Below are 21,514 nucleotides of genomic sequence, written 5' to 3'. Positions count from 1 at the left end.
CGCGGTATCTTTGACCCCACAAGCACCAAGGGCATGCAAAGGCCCGTGCCGTTCCACGCCTGATGAGGAATCCACCCATGGCTGGCAAGACGCTCTACGACAAACTCTGGGATATGCACCTGGTCAAGCAGCGCGACGACGGTTCCGCGCTGCTCTACATCGACCGCCACATCATCCACGAAGTGACCTCGCCCCAGGCTTTCGAAGGCCTGCGTCTGGCCGGCCGCAAGCCCTGGCGTCTGGACGCCAACCTGGCGACCCCCGACCACAACGTGCCGACGACTCCCGATCGCAAGGAAGGCCTCGACTCCATCAAGGACGAGATTTCGCGTATCCAGGTCCGCACCCTGGACGAGAACTGCGACGACTTCGGCGTTACCCAATTCAAGATGAACGACGTCCGCCAGGGCATCGTCCACGTGATCGGCCCTGAGCAGGGCGCCGTACTGCCCGGCATGACCGTGGTCTGCGGTGACTCCCACACCTCCACCAACGGCGCCTTCGCCGCCCTGGCCCATGGCATCGGCACCTCCGAGGTCGAGCACGTGCTCGCCACCCAGTGCCTGGTGGCCAAGAAGATGAAGAACATGCTGGTGAAGGTGGAAGGCGACTTGCCCTTCGGCGTCACCGCCAAGGACATCGTCCTCGCCATCATCGGCAAGATCGGCACCGCGGGCGGTAATGGCCATGCCATCGAATTCGCCGGCAGCGCCATCCGTGCCCTGTCCATGGAAGGCCGCATGACCATCTGCAACATGTCCATCGAGGCCGGTGCCCGGGTCGGCATGGTGGCGGTGGACCAGACCACCATCGACTACGTCGAGGGTCGTCCTTTCGCGCCCACTGGTGCCGTCTGGGAAGCTGCCGTGGCCGAGTGGCGTGGCCTGGTGTCTGATGCCGATGCCCACTTCGATACCGTGGTCGAGCTCGACGCCGCCCAGATCAAGCCGCAGGTCAGCTGGGGCACCTCGCCCGAGATGGTCCTGGCCGTCGACCAGCAGGTGCCGGATCCCACCCGCGAAGCCGATCCGGTCAAGCGCGGCTCCATCGAACGCGCCCTGAAATACATGGGGCTCAAGGCCAACCAGCCGATCACCGACATCGTGCTCGATCGCGTCTTCATCGGCTCCTGCACCAACTCTCGTATCGAGGACCTGCGCGCCGCCGCCGCCGTGGCCAAGGGCCGCAAGGTTGCCGCGACCCTCAAGCAGGCGCTGGTGGTGCCGGGCTCCGGTCTGGTCAAGGCGCAAGCCGAGCGTGAAGGCCTGGACAAGGTGTTCATCGAAGCCGGTTTCGAATGGCGTGAACCCGGTTGCTCCATGTGCCTGGCGATGAACGCCGACCGCCTGGAGAGTGGCGAGCACTGCGCCTCCACCTCCAACCGCAACTTCGAAGGCCGTCAGGGTGCCGGTGGCCGTACCCACCTGGTGAGCCCGGCGATGGCCGCCGCTGCTGCCATCGCCGGTCGTTTCGTCGACGTCCGCGACTTCGCCAACGCCTGAGGAGCCTGACCATGCAAGCCTTTACCCAGCACACCGGTTTGGTCGCTCCCCTGGATCGCGCCAACGTCGATACCGACCAGATCATTCCCAAGCAATTCCTGAAGTCGATCAAGCGCACTGGCTTCGGCCCCAACCTGTTCGATGAGTGGCGTTACCTGGATGTCGGCCAGCCCGGCCAGGACAACAGCAAGCGCCCGCTCAACCCTGACTTCGTGCTCAACCAGCCACGCTACCAGGGCGCCAGCATCCTGCTGGCGCGGGAGAACTTCGGTTGCGGTTCCAGTCGCGAGCACGCGCCCTGGGCGCTGGATGGCTACGGCTTCCGCTCGGTGATCGCGCCGAGCTTCGCCGACATCTTCTTCAACAACAGTTTCAAAAACGGCCTGCTGCCGATCATCCTCAGCGATGCCGAGGTGGACGAGCTGTTCCGCCAGGTCGAGGCCCATGAGGGCTACCAGCTGGTGGTCGATCTCGAAAGCCAGACCGTCCGCCGCCCCGATGGCGTGGCGCTGCCCTTCGAGATCGATGCCTTCCGCAAGCACTGCCTGCTCAACGGCCTGGACGACATCGGCCTGACCCTGCAGGATGCCGACGCCATCGCGAGCTTTGAAACACGCTATCGCCAGAGCAGTCCCTGGATGTTCCCCAGCGCCTGAACCCAGTCGCCGGCCCTCGGGGTCGGCGCTCTTTCCGGAGGCTCCATGAGCGGTGAACACGAGCAACACGTACAGCAGCAATTCGGCGCCACCGCCGAGGCCTACCTGACCAGCGCCGTCCATGCCCAGGGCGCCGAACTCGCCGAGTTGCGCGAGGCCGTGGCGCAGCGAGAAGGCGCCAAGGTGCTGGATCTTGGGTGCGGTGGCGGTCACGTGAGCTACAACGTGGCGCCGGTGGCCGGGCAGGTGGTTGCCCTGGATCTGGCCGAGGAAATGCTCTCGGTGGTCAAGCGCACCGCGGCCGAGCAGGGCCTGGACAACATCAGCGTCCAACCCGGCATGGCCGAGCATTTGCCCTTCGGCGATGCCAGCTTCGACTTCGTCTTCAGCCGCTATTCGGCGCACCACTGGCGCGACATCGGCGCCGCCCTGCGCGAAGTGCGCCGGGTGCTGCGCCATGGCGGCGAAATGGCCATCATCGACGTGATCTCGCCGGCCAACCCGCGCCTGGATACCTATCTGCAGACGGTGGAGATCCTGCGCGACATCAGTCACGTGCGTGACTACTCCTTCGCCGAGTGGCATCGCCTGCTGGACATGGCGCGCCTGGGCGTGACCCGCTGCCGCCGCCAGCGCCTGCGCCTGGACTTCGCCACCTGGACCGAGCGCATGCGTACCCCCGAGCCGCAGTGCCAGGCCATCCGCAGCCTGCAGAGCAAGATCGGCCAGGAAGTGCGCCAGTATTTCGAAATCGACCGCGACGGCTCTTTCAGCGTCGACGTCATGGTTCTCTGGGCCCAGCCCATCTGATGTGAGACAGGAAAAGACAATGAGCAAGCAGATCCTCATCCTGCCGGGCGACGGCATCGGTCCGGAAATCATGGCCGAAGCGGTCAAGGTGCTGGAAACGGTCAACCGCGATCATGACCTGGGCTTCGAGCTGGTCCACGACGACCTGGGCGGTGCGGCCATCGACCGCTACGGCGTACCCCTGGCCGATGAGACCCTGGAGCGCGCCCGCGCCGCCGCTGCCGTGCTGCTGGGCGCCGTGGGTGGCCCCAAGTGGGACAAGCTCGAGCGTGACATCCGCCCTGAGCGCGGTCTGCTGAAGATCCGTTCCGCCCTGAGTCTGTTCGGCAACCTGCGTCCGGCGATCCTCTATCCGCAGCTGGCCGAAGCCTCGACCCTCAAGCCGGAAGTGGTCTCCGGCCTGGACATTCTCATCGTCCGCGAGCTGACCGGCGGCATCTACTTCGGCTCGCCGCGCGAGACCCGGGTGCTGGAGAACGGCGAACGCCAGGCCTTCGATACCCTGCCGTACAGCGAAGGCGAGATCCGCCGGATCGCCCGTGTCGGCTTCGACATGGCGCGCCTGCGCGGTAAGAAGTTGTGCTCGGTGGACAAGGCCAACGTCCTCGAATCCAGCCGCCTGTGGCGCGAAGTGGTGGAGGAGGTGGCCAAGGACTATCCGGACGTCGAACTCAGCCACATGTACGTCGACAACGCTGCCATGCAGCTGGTGCGCGCGCCCAAGCAGTTCGATGTGATCGTCACCGACAACATGTTCGGCGACATCCTCTCCGACGAAGCCTCGATGCTGACCGGCTCCATCGGCATGCTGCCCTCGGCGTCCCTGGACGCCCATAACAAGGGCATGTACGAACCCTGCCACGGCTCGGCGCCCGACATCGCCGGCCAGGGCGTGGCCAACCCCCTCGCGACCATCCTTTCGGTGGCCATGATGCTCAGATACACCTTTGGCGCCGCCGTGGCGGCCGAGGCCATCGAGGCGGCGGTGGGCCAAGTGCTAGACCAGGGGCTGCGGACCGGCGACATCTGGTCGGAAGGCAAGCAGCGGGTCGGTACCCGCGAGATGGGCGAAGCAGTGGTCGCCGCCCTCGCAAGGCGTTAATCTGATCGGCCGCCAGGGGAGGCGGCCGTCCTCAAGACAATAAAGGTGCAGTAGCGATGAAACGTGTAGGTCTGATCGGTTGGCGTGGCATGGTGGGCTCCGTGCTCATGCAGCGCATGCTCGAAGAGCGGGATTTCGACTTGATCGAGCCGGTGTTCTTCACCACCTCCAATGTCGGTGGTGAAGGCCCTGCCATTGGCAAGGGCGTGGCGCCGCTCAAGGATGCCTACAGCATCGACGAGCTCAAGACCCTCGACGTCATCCTCACCTGCCAGGGCGGCGACTACACCAGCGAGGTGTTCCCCAAGCTGCGCCAGGCCGGTTGGAAAGGCTACTGGATCGATGCGGCTTCCAGCCTGCGCATGCAGGATGACGCCGTCATCGTGCTGGACCCGGTCAACCGTCGCGTCATCGACCAGGCCCTGGCCGATGGCCGCAAGGACTTCATCGGCGGCAACTGCACCGTCAGCCTGATGCTGATGGCCCTGGGCGGGCTGTTCGAAGCCGGTCTGGTGGACTGGATGAGCGCCATGACCTACCAGGCCGCGTCCGGTGCCGGTGCCCAGAACATGCGCGAACTGATTCGCCAGATGGGCGCGACCCACGCCGCCGTCGCCGACAGCCTGGCCGACCCGGCCAGCGCCATCCTCGACATCGACCGTCAGGTCGCCGAGACCCTGCGCAGCGAGGCCTTCCCCACCGAGCAGTTCGGCGTCCCGCTGGCGGGCAGCCTGATCCCCTGGATCGACAAGGAACTGCCCAACGGCCAAAGCCGCGAGGAATGGAAGGCCCAGGCCGAGACCAACAAGATTCTCGGACGCTTCAAGAATCCCATTCCCGTGGATGGGATCTGCGTGCGCATCGGCGCCATGCGTTGCCACAGCCAGGCGCTGACCATCAAGCTGAACAAGGACGTGCCGCTGTCCGACATCCATGGTCTGATCAGTCAGCACAATCCCTGGGTCAAGCTGGTGCCGAATAACCGCGACGTCAGCATGCGCGACCTGACCCCGGCTGCCGTTACCGGCACCTTGAGCGTACCGGTTGGCCGCCTGCGCAAACTGAACATGGGCTCCCAGTACCTGGGCGCCTTCACCGTGGGCGACCAGCTGCTGTGGGGCGCCGCGGAGCCGTTGCGCCGCATGTTGCGGATCCTGCTCGAGCAGTGAGCTGACGGTTAAACGTTTGCCTATAGAGGAGGGCCGCCAGTAAAGTGCGGCCCTCTTTCGTTGCGGACCGTCCTATCATGACTGCCAGAGATATCGCCCTCATCGGCGCCACCAGTGCCTATGGCGAAGCCATTCGTGAGCTCCTCGACGAACGTGACGTGCCGCTCGGCAGGCTGCACCTGCTCGCCAGCGGTGAATCGGCGGGTCAGAATCTGCCCTTCCGAGGCAGCAATCTGCGCGTCGCCGGTCTCGAAGGTTTCGATTTCGCTCAGGTCGGCCTTGTCATCCTCGCGGTGCCGGCAGCCGTGGTGGAAACCCTGAGGCCACAACTGGCCGCCGCTGGTTGCGCCGTACTGGACCTCAGCGGTGCCTCCGCCGCGGCGTCCGTACTGCCGCGCATCAATGGCGAGACGCTCGATAGCCTTCCCGCTGCCGCCTGGCTTGGCGTACCGCTCGCGGCGGCACAGGCCGCTGCCAGCGTGGCAGCCGTGCTGGCTCGCTTCAATACGCTCAGCGATGCGTCCCTGACCGCCTGCCTGGCCGCGTCCGGCGCCGGCCGTGGCGGTGTCGAGGAGTTGGCGCGGCAGGCCACCGAACTGCTCAATGGTCGGCCCGTCGAGGCCCGGCTGTTCGAAGGCCAGCTGGCCTTCAATCTGCTCGGTCGCACCGGTGCTCCCGCTGTGGGTGGCTATACTGCCCAGGAACATCGCCTGCTGGACGAATGTCAGCAGGTGCTGGGCGAGACCTTGCCGGTACTGGACGTCACTGCCGTACAGGCGCCCGTATTCTTTGGCGACAGCCTGGCGCTGAGTCTGCGGGGTCGGGAAGCCTGGCAGCTGGAGCAGGTGCTGGAAGCGCTGGGTGATGAGCCCGGGCTGGCACTCGACGAAGACGTTGACTGTCCGTCGGCGGTGGGCGATGCCCTGGGGCGCGAAGAGGTGCTGGTGGGACGGGTAAGGCTGCATCCGCGGGATGCGCGGCGGCTGGAGTGCTGGTTGGTGGCGGACAACGTCAGATTGTCGGCGCTCACGGCCGTTCAGCTGGCCGAATTGTTGCTTAAACAGTCGGCCTAAAAGATACTTCGTGAAATGCTTCGCCCTTTTGGCTTAAGCGAAAGGGCAGTAGACGTGGCACGCAGCGATGGACACAGGCGCCCGCACGGTGGCGCGATCGACAGCTTCTAAAAAGGGACGGTCATGGTTCGAGTTCAGAAACTGGTGCGGGCAATTGCAGCGGCGAGCGCCTTGATGTCTGGCGCGGCCCAGGCCCTCAGCCTGGGGGAGATCCATCTCAACTCCGCGCTCAATCAGCCCTTCGATGCCACCATCGATCTGTCGGACCTGCGTGATCTTGGCACCGCCGACCTGCGACCCAACCTCGCGTCCGCCGAGGACTTCGGCAAGGCCGGCGTCGACCGTGCCTTCTTCCTCAACGATCTCAAGTTCGCGCCGGAAGTGCGCAATGGGCGGACCGTCATTCGCGTGACGTCGGCGCGCCCGGTGCGCGAGCCCTATCTGAACTTCCTGCTCGAGGTGAATTGGCCAAGCGGGCGTATCCTCCGCGAGTACACGGTGCTGTTGGATCCGCCGCTCTACACCCCCCAGGCTGCGGCAGCGCCCTTCGCCCCCCAGGTTCCGGCCACGCCGCGTGCACGCAACACCACGTCGAACGCTTCACGTCCGGCCACACCGCCCGCCGCGCCAGCGCCGAGCGCGACCCAGACGCCTGGTACCTACACCACCGAGCCGCGTGACACCCTTTGGGAAGTGGCGGCGCGCAATCGCCCGGCGTCCACTGTCAGCGTCGATCAGACCATGCTGGCGATTCAGGATCTGAACCCCAACGCCTTCATCAATCGCAACATCAACCTCATGAAGAGCGGCCAGGTGCTGCGCCTGCCCGATCAGGCACAGGCTGGAGCACGTCCCCAGCGCGAAGCCGTAGCGGAGATCGCGCGTCAGACCCGGGCCTGGAGGCAGGGTGGCGACAGTGCTCCGACCGGTACGCCGCGTCGGCAGGTGGATGCATCCGCCCAGCCGAGTGGAAACGAGGCGCCGGCGACCGCCGCACCCAAGGACAACCTCAAGCTGCTCTCTGGCCAGTCGTCCAGCCGCGGAGGCGACTCCGCCGGTGGAAAGGGCAGTGATCAGGCCCTCGCCGACAAGCTGGCGGTGACCCAGGAAAGCCTGGACACCACCCGGCGCGAGAATGAAGAACTCAAGAGTCGTCTGGGCGATCTGCAGTCGCAGCTCGACAAGCTGCAGAAGATCATGCAGCTCAAGGACGCCCAGCTGGCCCGGATGCAGGCCAACATGGCCAATCCGCAGGCGGCGGGTCAGCCCGCCGCGCAGGCCACGCCTGAGACGGCGGTCCCAGGCACGCCTGCTCCCGCCGAAAACCCCAACACGCCAGTGCCTCAGGATCCGGCGGCGACCGCGCCTGCTACGCCGCCGGCCGAGGCTGCACCGGCTCAGCCCGCCACGCCGCCGGCCAGCGAAGCCGCTACCGGTAACGCGCCGCCCGCGGCGAGTGCCAACGAGCCCAAGGTCATTCCGGTCACCCCGAGCAGTCCGGCGACCGAGCCTACCGAAGCGACCAACAGCTTCCTCGACGAGATTCTCAGCAACCCGCTGTGGCTGGGCATCATCGGTGGCAGCGCTCTGCTGGCTCTGCTGGTGCTGCTGATGATCAACTCGCGCCGCAATGCGGTGAAGGAGGCCGAGCGCGAACGCGAAGCCGAAGCGGCGCGTCCTGATACCGTCTTCGATGCCGATCCCGAGCTGGGCGACCACCACGGGCTCGCGGGCCTGGAACTGAGCCAGGCCGGCCAGGATACCTCCCGCGACGCCGACGCCCAGGACGATGCCCTGGGGCAGGCGGACATCTACATGGCCTACGGCCGCTTCAGCCAGGCGGCCGAGGTGCTCAAGAAAGCCAGCGACCAGGAGCCTCATCGCGCCGATCTGCGCCTCAAGCTCATGGAAGTCTATGCCGAGATGGGTGACAAGGACGGTTTCCAGCGCGAGGAGCGTGAGCTCAAGGAGATCGGCGGTGCCCAGCCAGAGGTCGAGCACCTGAAGTCACGCTACCCTGCCATGGCCACCGTGGCCGTGGCGTCTGCCGCGGTCGGCGCTGCCGCCCTGGCCGCCGCTCATGAGTTGAGCGAAGAGCAGGCCCGGGATCAGGGTTTCTCGGCAACCGAGGATAGCCAGGATTTTGACCTGTCCCTGGATGACTTTGGCACCGAAGATAACCATGCGCCCCAGCCTGCCGGCCCGGCTGAGGAGCCGCTGTTCGGCGAGGCTTTTGCCGAGGCCAAGGCCAACGCAGCGGACTCCCGGGACGACTTCGACTTCGATCTCAATTTCGATCCCGAGCCCGCTGCTGCACCCGGTACCACTCCGGCGACCAAGGATGACGACTTCGCCCTCGACTTCAGTGAGTTCGAGCGGCAGGGCGACCTGGCAAGCGACGAGGCACCGAGCACCGCGGCATTCGATGAGCCGCTGACCACGCCGGAGGAGCCGGCCGCCGATGCCGAGTTGCCGGCGCACTTCGATCTCGCCGACTTCGAGGAGCAGCCTGCGGCCAAACGTGAGAGCGACGAGGAGTTCGCCGCACGCCTGCAGGAGGCTTCGCGTCAGTTCGATGCGGAAACCACCAGCGGGTCGTCGAAGGAAGATGGGCTGGACGACTTCGATTTCCTGTCCGGCGAAGACGAGACCGCTACCAAGCTGGATCTGGCGCGTGCCTACATCGACATGGGCGATCCCGAGGGTGCCCGGGACATCCTCGACGAGGTACTGGCCGAGGGGAATGCCGGGCAGCAGCAGGAAGCACGGGCGATCATCGCCCAGCTCAGCTGACGCCGGTCGGGCTTGGCAGAGGAGGGGAGGCGCTATAAGCTGCCACCCCTTTTTTTTGCCTGGCCGCCGCCTTGGATTTTCTAGACCCCACCATCATCGTTCCCCCGCAACGCATCGCGCTTGGCGTCGAGTACAAGGGTGCTCGCTATCGCGGCTGGCAGCGCCAGCAACCCGGTGTGCGCTCCGTTCAGGAGACGCTGGAAGACGCCTTGTCCGAGGTCGCCGCGGCACCTATCGCCCTGCACTGCGCGGGCCGGACCGATTGCGGGGTGCATGCTACCGGCCAGGTGGTGCATTTCGAATCCCCTGTCGCTCGACCGCTCAAGGCCTGGGTGATGGGCACCAATGCCAATCTGCCGTCCGACATCAGCGTCACCTGGGTCAAGCCGGTCAGCAATGAATTCCATGCCCGTTTCAGCGCCATGGCCCGGCGTTACCGCTATGTGATCTACAACGATCCGATCCGGCCTGCCCACCTGGCCGAAGAGGTCACCTGGAATCATCGGCCGTTGCGGATCGAACCGATGCGTGAAGCCGCCCAGGTGCTGCTCGGTACGCACGATTTCACCTCCTTTCGCGCCAAGGCCTGCCAGGCCAAGTCGGCGATCAAGACGATCCACCATCTGCGTCTCTGGCAGAGCGGGCGGCTGATCGTGCTGGATATCCGCGCCAATGCCTTCCTGCATCATATGGTGCGCAACATCGCCGGGGTGCTGATGGCGGTAGGCTGTGGCGAGCGGCCGGTGGAATGGGTCGCCGAGGTCCTGGCCGCGCGTGAGCGGCGCCTGGGCGGCGTTACGGCCCATCCCTACGGCCTCTACCTGGTGGACGCCGAATATCCCGAAAGCACGCCCGTGCCGAAGCGGCCGCTGGGTCCGTTGTTCCTGGGGCATATCCCCGAGCTGGATGACCCCCAAGGCTGACGCTGGGCAGGTGGTCTGCTAACATCCATCGATTTGGAACGAGGTCATTCCGGTTTGGCTAACGTTCGAGTGAAGATCTGCGGCATCACCCGGGTCGAGGATGCGCTGGCGGCTGCGGCAGCCGGTGCCGATGCCATCGGCCTGGTGTTCTATGCGCGCAGCCCGCGGGCGGTCACGGCCGCTCAGGCACGGCAGATCGTCGCGGCGCTGCCGCCCTTCGTGACCAGTGTGGGGCTGTTCGTCGATGCCTCGCCCTGCGAGATCGAAGAGACGCTGGATGCCGTGCCCCTGGATCTCCTGCAATTCCACGGCGACGAGTCGCCGGCCCAGTGTGCCCGTTATCGTCGTCCCTATATCAAAGCCCTGCGCATGCGCGAGGATATCGACCTTGCTGGCATCGCCCGGGACTATGCGGACGCCCGCGGGCTGTTGCTCGATACCTATGTCGCTGGCGTACCCGGAGGTACCGGCCAGGCGTTCGACTGGACGCGAGTGCCCGCTGACCTCTCGCTGCCGTTGATCGTGGCGGGTGGGCTGGACGCGGACAACGTCGCCACGGCCATCGCCGCATCCCGGCCCTATGGCGTGGACGTGAGCGGCGGCGTAGAGCAGGCCAAGGGCATCAAGGATGCCGCCGAGATCGCGCGCTTCATCGCCGCTGTGCGGGGTGCGCCGGTCGCCTGATGTGACCCTCGTGGGCCGATGGCCGTCCACACCTGCGACATATTCGACAGGCCCGCCTCGCGCGGGGCTGAAGTCCGGCTCCCTCGGAGGCGGCATGAGACAAGAGGGTAGCGGCCCGGGACGTAGCGGGCGTTACCGAACCTATTACAGATGCTCAAGGAAGGCGTGGCCTAGGCCGCGCTGGGAGCCCATGCAAGTGGAGAGAGATGCATGAGCAATTGGCTGGTCGACAAACTGATTCCTTCCATCATGCGGTCCGAGGTGAAGCGCAGTTCGGTGCCGGAAGGTCTTTGGCACAAGTGTCCGGCCTGCGAAGCGGTCCTCTACCGTCCGGAGCTGGAAAAGAATCTGGACGTGTGCCTGAAGTGCGGTCACCACATGCGTATCAATGCGCGTCGCCGCCTGGACATCTTCCTCGACGCCGAAGGTCGTGAGGAATTGGGTACCGAGCTGGAGCCGGTAGATCGGCTGAAATTCCGCGACAGCAAGAAGTACAAGGATCGCTTCACCGCAGCGCAGAAGGAAACCGGCGAGAAAGATGCCCTGATCTCCATGCGTGGCACCCTCAAGGGCATGCCGGTGGCGGTCTGTGCCTTCGAATTCTCCTTCATGGGCGGCTCCATGGGCGCCGTGGTCGGCGAGCGCTTCGTGCGTGCGGCCAATGTGGCCCTGGAACAGCGCTGCCCGCTGATCTGCTTCTCCGCCTCCGGTGGTGCGCGGATGCAGGAAGCCCTGATCTCCCTGATGCAGATGGCCAAGACCTCCGCGGTGCTGGCACGCTTGCGCGAAGAGGGCATTCCCTTCATCTCCGTGCTGACCGATCCGGTCTACGGTGGTGTCTCCGCCAGTCTGGCGATGCTGGGTGACGTCATCGTCGCCGAGCCCAAGGCCCTGATCGGCTTCGCCGGTCCGCGCGTGATCGAGCAGACCGTGCGTGAAAAGCTGCCGGAAGGTTTCCAGCGCAGTGAGTTCCTCCTGGACCACGGCGCCGTCGACCTCATCGTGTCGCGCAAGGAGCTGCGTGACCGCCTGGCGCGGTTACTGGCGACCTTCCAGCACCAGCCGGTTCCGGCGGCCTGATGGCTTCGCGCAGCCTCGCGCAGTGGCTGGCCTATCTCGAGCAGCTGCATCCCTCGGCGATCGACATGGGCCTGGACCGGGTGCGCGAGGTCGCGCAGCGGCTGGGACTGACCCGGCCGGCCCCGCGGGTGGTGACCGTGACCGGCACCAACGGCAAGGGCTCCACCTGTGCCTTTCTGGCCAGCCTGCTGCGCGCCAGCGGGCAGCGGGTGGGCGTCTATGCGTCGCCCCATCTGGTGCGCTACAACGAGCGCGTCGATGTGGATGGCACTCTTGCCAGCGATAGCGAGCTCTGCACCGCCTTCGCCGCGGTGGAAGCCGCCCGTGGCGAGATCAGCCTGACCTATTTCGAGGTGGGCACCCTGGCGGCCTTCTGGCTGTTCGAACGCGCCGACCTGGACGTCGCCGTCCTCGAAGTCGGTCTGGGTGGCCGCCTGGACGCGGTGAACCTGATCGACGCCGATCTGGCCTTGGTCACCAGCATTGGCCTGGATCACGCCGAATGGCTGGGCGACACCCGCGAAAGCGTCGCTGTGGAAAAGGCCGGCATCTTCCGCGCCGGCAAACCGGCTCTCTGTGGTGACGTGCAGCCTCCGGCGGAGCTGGCCGAGGCTGCCGAGCGTCTGGGAGCACCGCTGCTACAACGCGGCGAAGCCTTCGACCTGCAGATCGAGAGCGCCAGCTGGTTCTGGCGCGGTCGGGATGCCCAGGGCAACGAGCGGCTCCTGCCTGGCTTGCCGTTGCTCGATTTACCCATGGAGAACGCGGCGTTGGCGCTACAGGCCTATGCCTTGCTCGATCAGCCCTGGCTCCCCGAGCAGGTCGCTGCCGCCTTGCTGGCCACCCGTATGACCGGGCGGCTGGATCGTCGGCAGGTTGAGCGGGCCGGGGAGGCGCGTCACATCCTGCTGGACGTGGCGCACAACCCGCATGCGGCCGAGTACCTGGCCCGCCGCCTGGCGATGAAGCCCATCGCCGGCGTGCGTCGGGCAGTATTTGGCGTGCTGGCGGACAAGGACCTGGACGGGATCCTGGCACCTTTGGAAGGGCTCTTCGCCAGCTGGGCGGTGGCCACGTTGCCGACCGGACGCAGTCGCGATGGCGCCGAGGTGGCGGGCATCCTGACCGCACGCGGCGCCCAGGCCGAGGTCCATGCCTCGCTGCTGGCCGCCTTCGAGGCGCAACTGGCGGCCAGTGCGGCGGCCGACGAGGTGGTCGTGTTCGGCTCCTTCTATAGCGTTGCCGAGGTCGTCGCGCAGCTTTCTTCCCCATCCGAATCCGCGGAGGCATAACCCATGCTCAAGCAACGAGTCATCGGAGCGCTGGTGCTGCTGGCGCTGATCATCATTTTCGTGCCCATGCTCTTCAATCGCCAGGATGACGCTCGCAAGGTGGTGGTCGAGGCACCGCCCCAGCCGGCGGCGCCCACCGTGCCCAGCACCGAGGTACAGCCGGTGCAGACGCCTGAGGCACCGCCGGTGGTGGTGGTCCCCGACGAGCCGGCCAAGCCGCTCGGCAAGCCGCAGACGCCTATCGCCGGTACCTCCGGTCAGGCGCCGGCACAGAACGCTCCGGTAACGGCGCCGCCGCCACCCCAGGCTGCACCTGCCGCCCCGGTCGCCAAGGCGCCTGCCGCCAGCGCTCCTGCCGCTCCGGTCGCTACCCCGGCACCGGCCGCCAAACCTGATTCGCGCCTGGGCGCGGCCAACCTACCGAACAGCTGGTCGGTCCAGCTGGCCAGCCTGTCGTCCCGGCCCAGCGCCGATGCGCTGCAGGCCAAGCTGCGCAGCCAGGGCTACAACGCCTATGTGCGGACCGCCGACGGCATGAATCGCGTCTTCGTCGGGCCGGTGATCGAGCGCAGCGAGGCTGATCGCTTGCGCGATCAGCTCAACAAGCAGAATGGCGTCAAGGGCTTCGTCGTACGCTTTCAGCCAGAGCGCGGTTAACCCGGTCACAAGGCTCTGCTAGAATGCAGAGCCTTTTTTGTTAGTGGACCTTGCCGTGGGCTTCACCTGGGTGGACTGGGCGATCGTCGCCGTTGTCATCGTTTCCTGCCTGATCAGCCTCAGGCGCGGCTTCGTCAAGGAAGCGCTGTCACTGGCCACCTGGATCGTTGCCGGTGGGGTAGCCTGGGTATTCGGCGGGGCGCTTTCCACCTACCTGGTGGACTATATTCAGGTGCCTTCCGGACGGGTGATCGCCGCCTGTGTCATTCTCTTCGTGCTGACGCTGCTCGTCGGCGCTCTGGTGAGCTTCTTGCTTGGCGAATTGATCCGCGTCACCGGATTGTCGGGCACCGATCGCTTTCTCGGCATGGCGTTCGGCGCCGCGCGGGGCGCCCTGTTGATCACGGTGGCCGTGGGCCTGTTGAGCCTGGGGCCAGTCCAGCAGGACGGCTGGTGGCAGCAGTCGGTGCTGGTGCCGCATTTTCTCCTGGTAGCCGATTGGTCGAAGAATCTGCTGTTGGGCTTTGCCGGTCAATGGCTGGGCGCGACGCCCATGCCGAGCCTGCAACTGCTGCCACAGCTGGGGCCCAAGGCCCCGTGAACCGTTTTCCAGGCCTCGCTCTGCCGGGGTCATCCTGCGATGGTTCGCCGTCGCATCACTTGAAACAGTGGGGTCGCGTCACATGTGTGGCATCGTAGGTATCGTGGGCAAGACGAACGTCAACCAGTCGCTATACGACGCGCTCACCGTCCTTCAACATCGCGGTCAGGATGCCGCCGGTATCGTGACCAGTCGGGACGGTAAACTCTACCTGCGCAAGGACAACGGCCTGGTTCGCGACGTCTTCCAGCAACGACACATGCAGCACCTGATCGGCCACATGGGTATCGGTCACGTGCGCTATCCCACGGCCGGCAGCTCCAGCTCCGCCGAGGCGCAGCCGTTCTACGTGAACTCGCCCTATGGCATCACCCTCGCGCACAACGGCAACCTGACCAACGTCGAGCAGCTGTCCCGCGAGATCTACGAGTCCGATCTGCGCCACGTGAACACCACCTCCGATTCCGAGGTGCTGCTCAACGTCTTCGCCCACGAACTGGCGGTGCGCAACAAGCTGCAGCCGACCGAGGACGACGTCTTCGCCGCGGTGTCCGAAGTCCATGAGCGCTGCCGTGGCGGTTACGCCGTGGTGGCCATGATCACCGGCTACGGCATCGTCGGTTTCCGCGATCCCAACGCCATCCGTCCCATCGTCTTCGGCCAGCGCCACACCGAGTACGGCGTGGAGTACATGATCGCTTCCGAAAGCGTCGCCCTCGACGTGCTCGGCTTCACCCTGATCCGCGACCTGGAACCGGGCGAAGCGGTGTACATCACCGAGGACGGCCGGCTCTACACCCGTCAGTGCGCGCAGAATCCGCATTACGCCCCCTGCATCTTCGAACACGTCTACCTGGCCCGCCCGGATTCCATCATCGATGGCATCTCGGTCTACAAGGCCCGCCTGCGCATGGGCGAAAAACTCGCCGAGAAGATCCAGCGCGAGCGTCCGGATCACGGCATCGACGTGGTCATCCCGATCCCGGACACCAGCCGCACCGCCGCCTTGGAGCTGGCGAACCACCTGGGCGTCAAGTTCCGCGAGGGCTTCGTCAAGAATCGCTACATCGGCCGTACCTTCATCATGCCCGGCCAGGCCGCGCGCAAGAAATCGGTACGTCAGAAGCTCAATGCCATCGAGCTGGAATTCCGCGGCAAGAACGTGATGCTGGTGGACGACTCCATCGTCCGCGGCACCACCTGCAAGCAGATCATCCAGATGGCCCGCGAGGCGGGCGCGAAGAAGGTCTACTTCTGCTCGGCCGCCCCGGCAGTGCGCTTCCCCAACGTCTACGGCATCGACATGCCCAGCGTCCACGAGTTGATCGCCCATGGTCGTACCACCGAGGAAGTCGGTGAACTGATCGGCGCCGACTGGCTGATCTACCAGGACCTGCAGGACCTGCAGGAGGCCGTACGGACCCGCAAGGCACCCAAGGTCGAGCAGTTCGATTGCGCGGTGTTCGATGGCGAGTACATCACCGGCGACATCGATGCCGCCTATCTGAACCGGATCGAACAGGCGCGCAACGACTCGGCCAAGGTCAAGCACCAGGCGGTCAGCGCCATCATCGATCTCTACAACGACTAAGGAGCTGCACATGAGCCAAGACTGGGATGCCGGACGCCTGGACAGTGATCTCGAAGGCGCGGCCTTCGAGACCTTGGCGGTGCGGGCAGGGCAGCAGCGCTCGCCGGAAGGCGAGCACGGCGAAGCCCTGTTCCTGACCAGCAGCTACGTGTTCCGTACCGCCGCGGATGCGGCGGCGCGCTTTGCCGGCGAAGTGCCGGGCAATGTCTATTCGCGCTATACCAATCCCACGGTCCGTACCTTCGAAACCCGCATCGCGGCGCTCGAAGGGGCGGAGCAGGCCGTCGCGACCGCCTCGGGCATGTCGGCCATCCTGGCCATGGTGATGAGCCTGTGCAGCGCTGGCGACCATGTGCTGGTCTCGCGCAGCGTGTTCGGCTCCACCATCAGTCTGTTCGAGAAGTACTTCAAGCGCTTCGGCATCGAGGTGGACTACCCGCCATTGGCGGACCTGGACGCCTGGCGAGCGGCCTGCAAGCCCAACACCCGGCTGTTCTTCGTCGAATCGCCGTCCAATCCGCTGGCCGAGCTGGTGGACATCGCCGGCCTGGCCGAGATCGCCCATGCCCAGGGTGCGCTGCTGTCGGTCGACAACTGCTTCTGCACCCCGGCGCTGCAGAAGCCGCTGGCGCTGGGCGCGGACATCGTCATCCATTCGGCGACCAAGTACATCGACGGCCAGGGCCGTGGCATGGGCGGCGTGGTCGCTGGCCGCGCCGAGCAGATGAAGGAGGTGGTGGGCTTCCTGCGCACCGCCGGGCCGACCTTGAGTCCCTTCAATGCCTGGCTGTTCCTCAAGGGGCTGGAGACACTGAAGATCCGCATGCAGGCGCACAGCCAGACCGCGCTGGAACTGGCGCGCTGGCTGGAAGCGCAGCCCGGTATCGAGCGTGTTCACTACGCCGGCCTGCAAAGCCATCCGCAGCATCAGCTGGCTTGCCGCCAGCAAACGGCCTTTGGTGCCGTGGTGAGTTTCGAGGTAGCGGGTGGGCGTGATGCTGCCTGGCGCTTCATCGATGCCACCCGGATGATTTCCATCACCACCAACCTGGGCGATACCAAGACCACCATCGCCCACCCGGCCACCACTTCCCACGGGCGGCTGTCGCCGGCCGAGCGGGCCAGCGCCGGGATCAGCGACAGCCTGATCCGCATCGCCGTCGGTCTGGAGGACCGCGGTGATCTGCAGCAGGACCTGGCTCGCGGACTGGCGGCCCTATGAGTCTGACCTTCGCACCGGTAGAGCTGCGCGTGGCCCTGGTCACGGGCGCGGCGCGTGGCATTGGTCTGGGCATTGCCGCCTGGCTGGTGGCCGAGGGCTGGCGTGTGGTGGTGGCTGACGTCGAGCAGGAGCGTGGCACCAAGGTGGCCGCTGCCTTGGGTGATCGTGCCTGGTTCGTGGCGGTGGACGTGGCCGACGAGACCCAGGTCGAGTCCGCCGTCGCCCAGGTGATCGGGCAGTTCGGGCGGCTGGATGCCCTGGTCAACAATGCCGGCCTCGCCAGCGCCCAAGGCCAGCCGCTGGAAAGCCTTGCACTGGGCGAATGGCGTCGGGTGCTGGGGGTGAATCTGGACGGCCCCATGCTCATGGCCAAGCATTGCGCGCCATATCTGCGCGAGCAGCAGGGCGCCATCGTCAACATCGCCTCGACTCGCGCTCAGCAATCCGAGCCGCACAGCGAAGCCTATGCCGCCAGCAAGGGCGGGCTACTGGCGCTGACCCATGCACTGGCGATCAGCCTCGGGCCGGAGGTGCGGGTGAACGCCCTCTGTCCCGGCTGGATCGATGCACGGGATCCCCATGTCCGGGACGCCGAGCCGTTGTCCGCTACCGATCACGAGCAGCATCCGGTTGGGCGGGTGGGGACGGTGGAAGACGTGGCGGCCTGCGTGGCCTGGCTGCTGGGTGGTAATGCCGGCTTCATCAGTGGTGAAGCCATCACCCTGGATGGGGGCATGACGCGCAAGATGATCTACGTCGAATAGTCGCGAGCAGAAAAATAAATTGGAAAAATCCTTGACGGATCAAGGGGCTACGAGCAGAATGCGCGTCACCCGAAGGGGATGGCTGATTAGCTCAGCTGGGAGAGCACCTGCATCACACGCAGGGGGTCGGCGGTTCGATCCCGTCATCAGCCACCAAACTCTTCGGGAAGTGTTCCGCAAGGTACACGCAATGCGCAGCGGTAGTTCAGTCGGTTAGAATACCGGCCTGTCACGCCGGGGGTCGCGGGTTCGAGTCCCGTCCGCTGCGCCATATAGAAGTCGTTCCGGGTCCTCTGAACTGCCCGAACGACGCAAGAGAAGCTGCCCTAGGGCAGCTTTTTTTGTGCCTGTAGAAAAGGCCTGCTGACAATTCAGCTGGCAGGCGCCAGGTCAGCGCGCTTCGCGACCAGCGTCAGGATGTCGTAGCTCGCCACCAGCACCTGGTCCTGATTGGTGACCTCGACATCCCAGGCGACCACGCCCTGAGGCTCACCTAGAGGACTCAGCTTGCCCTGGTCGATCTTGCGCTTGCAGGTGAGGCGGGCCTGGATGGTGTCGCCGATGCCGACCGGATTGACGAAGCGCAGGGTGTCCAGGCCGTAGTTGGCCAGCACCGGGCCGACGCCGGGAGAAACGAACAGCCCGGCCGCGGCGGAGAGTACGAAGTAGCCATGGGCGATGCGCTTGCCGAATTGCGACTGCCGCGCGGCCAGTTCATCGAAGTGCATGTAGAAGTGATCGCCCGACAGGCAGCCGAAGTTGACCAGATCGGCTTCGGTCACCGTGCGTCTATGGGTAAGCAGGGATTCACCGATCCGCAGGTCATCGAAGTGGCGGCGGAAGGGATGAACCTCGCCTTCGTACAGGACGGCGCCGCGGACGTACTCGCCGCTGATACCCATGAGCATGGTCGGGGAGCCCTGGACTGCGGCGCGTTGCAGATAGTGCTTCACCGCGCGCAGGCCGCCCAGCTCTTCACCACCACCGGCGCGACCGGGGCCGCCATGCTTGAGCATGGGCAGCGGGGAGCCGTGGCCAGTGGATTCGGCGGCGGCTTCACGGTCGAGGATATGCAGGCGGCCATGCAGGGCGGCCATGGTCGGTGCCATCCGCGCGGCGATCTGTGGCGCGCGGGTGACCAGGGTAGCTACCAGGCTGCCCTGGCCGCGGGCCGCCAGTACCAGGGCTTCGTCCAGATCGTCGTAGCCCATCAGGGTGCTGACCGGGCCGAAGGCTTCGATGTCATGGGCGCCGCCGGGGGCATGGGGATCGCGGCTGCGGAGCAGGGTCGGGGCGAAGAAGGCGCCGTCCCGTACGCCGTCACCACGGGGCTCGAAGCCGTCGCGGGCGCCATGGATGAGCTCGCTGGAGGCGAGCAGGGCCTGCACGCGCTCCGCGACATCGGCTTGTTGGGCGTGGGACGCCAGGGCACCCATCTTCACCCCTTCCACCGCCGGATCGCCGATCACCAGCTTGGCCAGGCGGGCGCTCAGGCGTTCGGCCACGGCATCGAGGTGCTGGCTGGGGACGATGGCGCGGCGAATGGCGGTGCATTTCTGCCCGGTCTTGGCGGTCATCTCGCGCGCTACCTCGCGGACGAAGAGCTCGAATTCCTCATCGTCGGGTGTGACGTCAGGGGCGAGGATGGCGCAGTTCAGCGAATCCGCCTCGGCGTTGAAGGGAATCGAACGCTGGATCAGGTTGGGCGTGACCCGCAGCCGGGCAGCGGTGTCCGCCGAGCCGGTGAAGGTGACCACGTCCTGGCCTTGTAGCTGATCCAGCAGGTCGCCGGTGCTGCCGATGATGAGTTGCAGACTGCCGGAGGGCAGCAGACCGGATTCCTGCATCAGGCGCACAGCCGCCTCGGTCACGTAGCTGGTAGCAGTGGCCGGCTTGATGATGCAGGGCATGGCGGCGAGAAAGCTGGGTGCGAATTTCTCCAGCATGCCCCAGATGGGGAAGTTGAAGGCATTGATATGCACCGCCAGGCCCCCGCGGGGGACCAGGATATGGGTGCCGGCGAAATGCCCAGCCTTGCCCAGGGGGAAGGCCGGGCCTTCGTGAATAAGGTTGCCGGAGGGCAGCTCGCGGCGGCCGAGGCCGGCGTAGGCGAAGAGGGTGCTGGCGCCGCCCTCGACGTCGATCCAGCTGTCCGCGCGGGTCGCGCCGGTGTGGCGGCTGATCTCGTAGAGGCACTCCTTGTGTTCCAGCAGATAGAGCCCCAGGGCCTTGAGGCACTGGGCGCGCTGCTGGAAATCCAGCGCCATCAGCGCCTGCTGCCCCTGGGTGCGGCCATGCCGGAGGGCTTCGGTGAAGTCCAGGCGTTCCTCGTGGGTATGGGCGACCGGTCGACCATTCACGGCGCTGCGCAACGGCTGGGCACCGTGCCGGCCGATCCAGCGGCCGCCGATGAAGCTTTGCAGGACGGGGACGTTGTTCATGGGACTTCTCCTGGAGCGCGTCCGACACCGGGCGGCGGCTCTCGTTATCGTTCTTGGTTTCGCCCTGGGCGACGGTTTACCGCTGGTCGAAGTCGAGCACCACCCGGTCGCTGAGGGGGTAGGCCTGGCAGGCGAGCACATAGCCGGCCTTGACCTCGTAATCTTCCAGGGCGAAGTTGCTGTCCATTTCCACCTCACCCTCGATCACCCGGCATTTGCAGGTGGAGCAGACGCCCGCCTTGCAGGAATAGGGCAGTTCAGCCCCCTGGGCGTTGCCGGCATCCAGCAGGCTGGCGCTGTTGCGTGGCAGATCGAATGCCAGAGCGCGACCATCGTGGATGACGGTGATCTGGCTGGTCGCGGTGCTGCCGGTTTCGATGGTCTGACGCGCCTCCGATCGCTCGCTTCCCGCGGCGGCGAAGAGCTCGAAGTGGATGCGCTCAGCTGGCAGGCCGCTGGCGGTGAGCTGCGCCCGTACCGTTTCGGTCATCGCCTGGGGACCGCAGATGAAGGCGGCGGTGAGGGCAGGAACGTCCAGCCAGCGACTGAACAGCTGCGCGCATTTATCGGCGTCGATACGACCGTTGTAGAGGTCCACGTCCTGTTGTTCGCGGCTGAAGACGAAGATCAGGTTCAGGCGTTGCAGATAGCGATTCTTCAGGTCCTCCAGTTGCTCGCGAAACAGGGCGGCGTTGCCCGAGCGATTGCCGTAGAGCAGGGTGATCTGGCTGAGCGGTTCGGTTTCCAGGGTGGTCTTGATGATCGACAGGATGGGGGTGATGCCGCTGCCTGCCGCCACGGCCAGATAGTGGCCCTGGTGCTGGGGATCAAGGGGAGTCTGAAAGCGGCCCGCGGGCGGCATGACATCCAGCTGGCTGCCGACCTTGAGCGCCTGGTTGGCATGGGTGGAGAAACGGCCGCCGTTGACCCGCTTGATGGCCACCCGCAGCTCGCCATCGTTGACGCCGCTGCAGATCGAGTAGGAGCGGCGCAGCTCCTCGCCCTCCACCCGGGTGCGGATCACCAGGTGCTGGCCCTGGGTGAAGCGAAAGCGTTCCTGCAGTTCGGCGGGGATGTCGAATGCGATGGACACGGCGTCGCGGGTTTCGGGACGGACGTCGCGGATGGTCAGGCGGTGGAATCGGCTCATGGTC

18 protein-coding genes and 2 tRNA genes are annotated in these 21,514 nt (G+C 65.9%); 18 read left to right on the top strand and 2 right to left on the bottom strand.

Translation table 11 applies throughout. The features are described 5' to 3' along the window. The first annotated feature begins 77 nt into the window (after window positions 1-77). The 18 genes from leuC (at window position 78) to PJ259_RS06015 (ending at window position 18,190) form a co-directional block, all read left to right on the top strand. Window positions 78-1,502, top strand: a complete 1,425-nt coding sequence (gene leuC / locus PJ259_RS06100; protein ID WP_271655124.1) for a 3-isopropylmalate dehydratase large subunit — start codon at window positions 78-80, stop codon at window positions 1,500-1,502. Window positions 1,503-1,513: 11 nt separating this feature from the next. After that, complete coding sequence (gene leuD / locus PJ259_RS06095) at window positions 1,514-2,158, top strand: 3-isopropylmalate dehydratase small subunit (protein WP_271655123.1); 645 nt, start codon at window positions 1,514-1,516, stop codon at window positions 2,156-2,158. A gap of 45 nt (window positions 2,159-2,203) precedes the next feature. After that, window positions 2,204-2,968: a class I SAM-dependent methyltransferase gene (locus PJ259_RS06090; RefSeq protein ID WP_271655122.1), complete on the top strand. Its 765-nt coding sequence runs from the start codon at window positions 2,204-2,206 to the stop codon at window positions 2,966-2,968. Window positions 2,969-2,987: 19 nt separating this feature from the next. After that, complete coding sequence (gene leuB, locus PJ259_RS06085) at window positions 2,988-4,070, top strand: 3-isopropylmalate dehydrogenase (RefSeq protein ID WP_271655121.1); 1,083 nt, start codon at window positions 2,988-2,990, stop codon at window positions 4,068-4,070. A 56-nt stretch (window positions 4,071-4,126) separates the two neighbouring features. Further along, entirely contained in the window at window positions 4,127-5,239 is a 1,113-nt protein-coding gene (gene asd, locus PJ259_RS06080) for an aspartate-semialdehyde dehydrogenase (RefSeq protein ID WP_007158663.1), read from the top strand. Between the two features lie 77 nt (window positions 5,240-5,316). Continuing rightward, window positions 5,317-6,312, top strand: coding sequence for an aspartate-semialdehyde dehydrogenase (locus PJ259_RS06075; RefSeq protein ID WP_271655120.1), 996 nt, complete (start codon window positions 5,317-5,319; stop codon window positions 6,310-6,312). 174 nt (window positions 6,313-6,486) lie between these two features. Further along, entirely contained in the window at window positions 6,487-9,105 is a 2,619-nt protein-coding gene (locus PJ259_RS06070) for a FimV/HubP family polar landmark protein (protein WP_442964872.1), read from the top strand. 71 nt (window positions 9,106-9,176) lie between these two features. Then, complete coding sequence (gene truA / locus PJ259_RS06065; protein WP_007158660.1) at window positions 9,177-10,028, top strand: tRNA pseudouridine(38-40) synthase TruA; 852 nt, start codon at window positions 9,177-9,179, stop codon at window positions 10,026-10,028. 54 nt (window positions 10,029-10,082) lie between these two features. Then, entirely contained in the window at window positions 10,083-10,712 is a 630-nt protein-coding gene (locus PJ259_RS06060) for a phosphoribosylanthranilate isomerase (RefSeq protein WP_059315179.1), read from the top strand. Window positions 10,713-10,922: 210 nt separating this feature from the next. Then, window positions 10,923-11,792 carry an acetyl-CoA carboxylase, carboxyltransferase subunit beta gene (gene accD / locus PJ259_RS06055; protein WP_059315178.1) on the top strand — a complete coding sequence of 290 codons (870 nt, stop codon included), beginning with the start codon at window positions 10,923-10,925 and terminating at the stop codon, window positions 11,790-11,792. Then, the gene (gene folC, locus PJ259_RS06050) at window positions 11,792-13,084 is read left to right on the top strand and encodes a bifunctional tetrahydrofolate synthase/dihydrofolate synthase (RefSeq protein ID WP_271655118.1); all 1,293 of its coding nucleotides are present in this window, start codon (window positions 11,792-11,794) and stop codon (window positions 13,082-13,084) included. Before accD ends, folC begins: the two co-directional genes overlap by 1 nt. A gap of 3 nt (window positions 13,085-13,087) precedes the next feature. Continuing rightward, window positions 13,088-13,741, top strand: a complete 654-nt coding sequence (locus tag PJ259_RS06045) for an SPOR domain-containing protein (RefSeq protein WP_059315176.1) — start codon at window positions 13,088-13,090, stop codon at window positions 13,739-13,741. A 55-nt stretch (window positions 13,742-13,796) separates the two neighbouring features. Further along, complete coding sequence (locus PJ259_RS06040; RefSeq protein ID WP_271655117.1) at window positions 13,797-14,342, top strand: CvpA family protein; 546 nt, start codon at window positions 13,797-13,799, stop codon at window positions 14,340-14,342. Between the two features lie 82 nt (window positions 14,343-14,424). Continuing rightward, entirely contained in the window at window positions 14,425-15,933 is a 1,509-nt protein-coding gene (purF, locus tag PJ259_RS06035) for an amidophosphoribosyltransferase (RefSeq protein ID WP_271655116.1), read from the top strand. Between the two features lie 10 nt (window positions 15,934-15,943). Beyond that, window positions 15,944-17,155 (top strand): O-succinylhomoserine sulfhydrylase, encoded by a 1,212-nt coding sequence (locus PJ259_RS06030; protein ID WP_271655115.1) that lies wholly within the window; start codon window positions 15,944-15,946, stop codon window positions 17,153-17,155. Further along, window positions 17,152-17,919: an SDR family oxidoreductase gene (locus PJ259_RS06025; protein WP_271655114.1), complete on the top strand. Its 768-nt coding sequence runs from the start codon at window positions 17,152-17,154 to the stop codon at window positions 17,917-17,919. The genes PJ259_RS06030 and PJ259_RS06025 overlap by 4 nt, the downstream gene beginning before the upstream one ends. 80 nt (window positions 17,920-17,999) lie before the next feature. After that, a tRNA-Val gene (locus tag PJ259_RS06020) sits at window positions 18,000-18,075 on the top strand. A 38-nt stretch (window positions 18,076-18,113) separates the two neighbouring features. After that, window positions 18,114-18,190, top strand: a tRNA-Asp gene (locus tag PJ259_RS06015). Window positions 18,191-18,290: 100 nt separating this feature from the next. On the opposite strand, the gene paaZ is transcribed toward PJ259_RS06015, so the two are convergent. Continuing rightward, entirely contained in the window at window positions 18,291-20,360 is a 2,070-nt protein-coding gene (gene paaZ / locus PJ259_RS06010) for a phenylacetic acid degradation bifunctional protein PaaZ (protein ID WP_271655113.1), read from the bottom strand. A gap of 76 nt (window positions 20,361-20,436) precedes the next feature. Further along, entirely contained in the window at window positions 20,437-21,510 is a 1,074-nt protein-coding gene (paaE, locus tag PJ259_RS06005) for a 1,2-phenylacetyl-CoA epoxidase subunit PaaE (RefSeq protein ID WP_271655112.1), read from the bottom strand. Between the last annotated feature and the right edge of the window lie 4 nt (window positions 21,511-21,514).

Origin of the sequence: Pseudomonas sp. JBR1, from assembly GCF_028198185.1 — a bacterium.
In the GTDB taxonomy this organism is placed as follows: Bacteria; Pseudomonadota; Gammaproteobacteria; order Pseudomonadales; family Pseudomonadaceae; genus Chryseomonas; species Chryseomonas oryzihabitans_E.
Note: the sequence above shows the minus strand (reverse complement) of the source record. Positions and strands in the feature narration are given on the sequence as shown.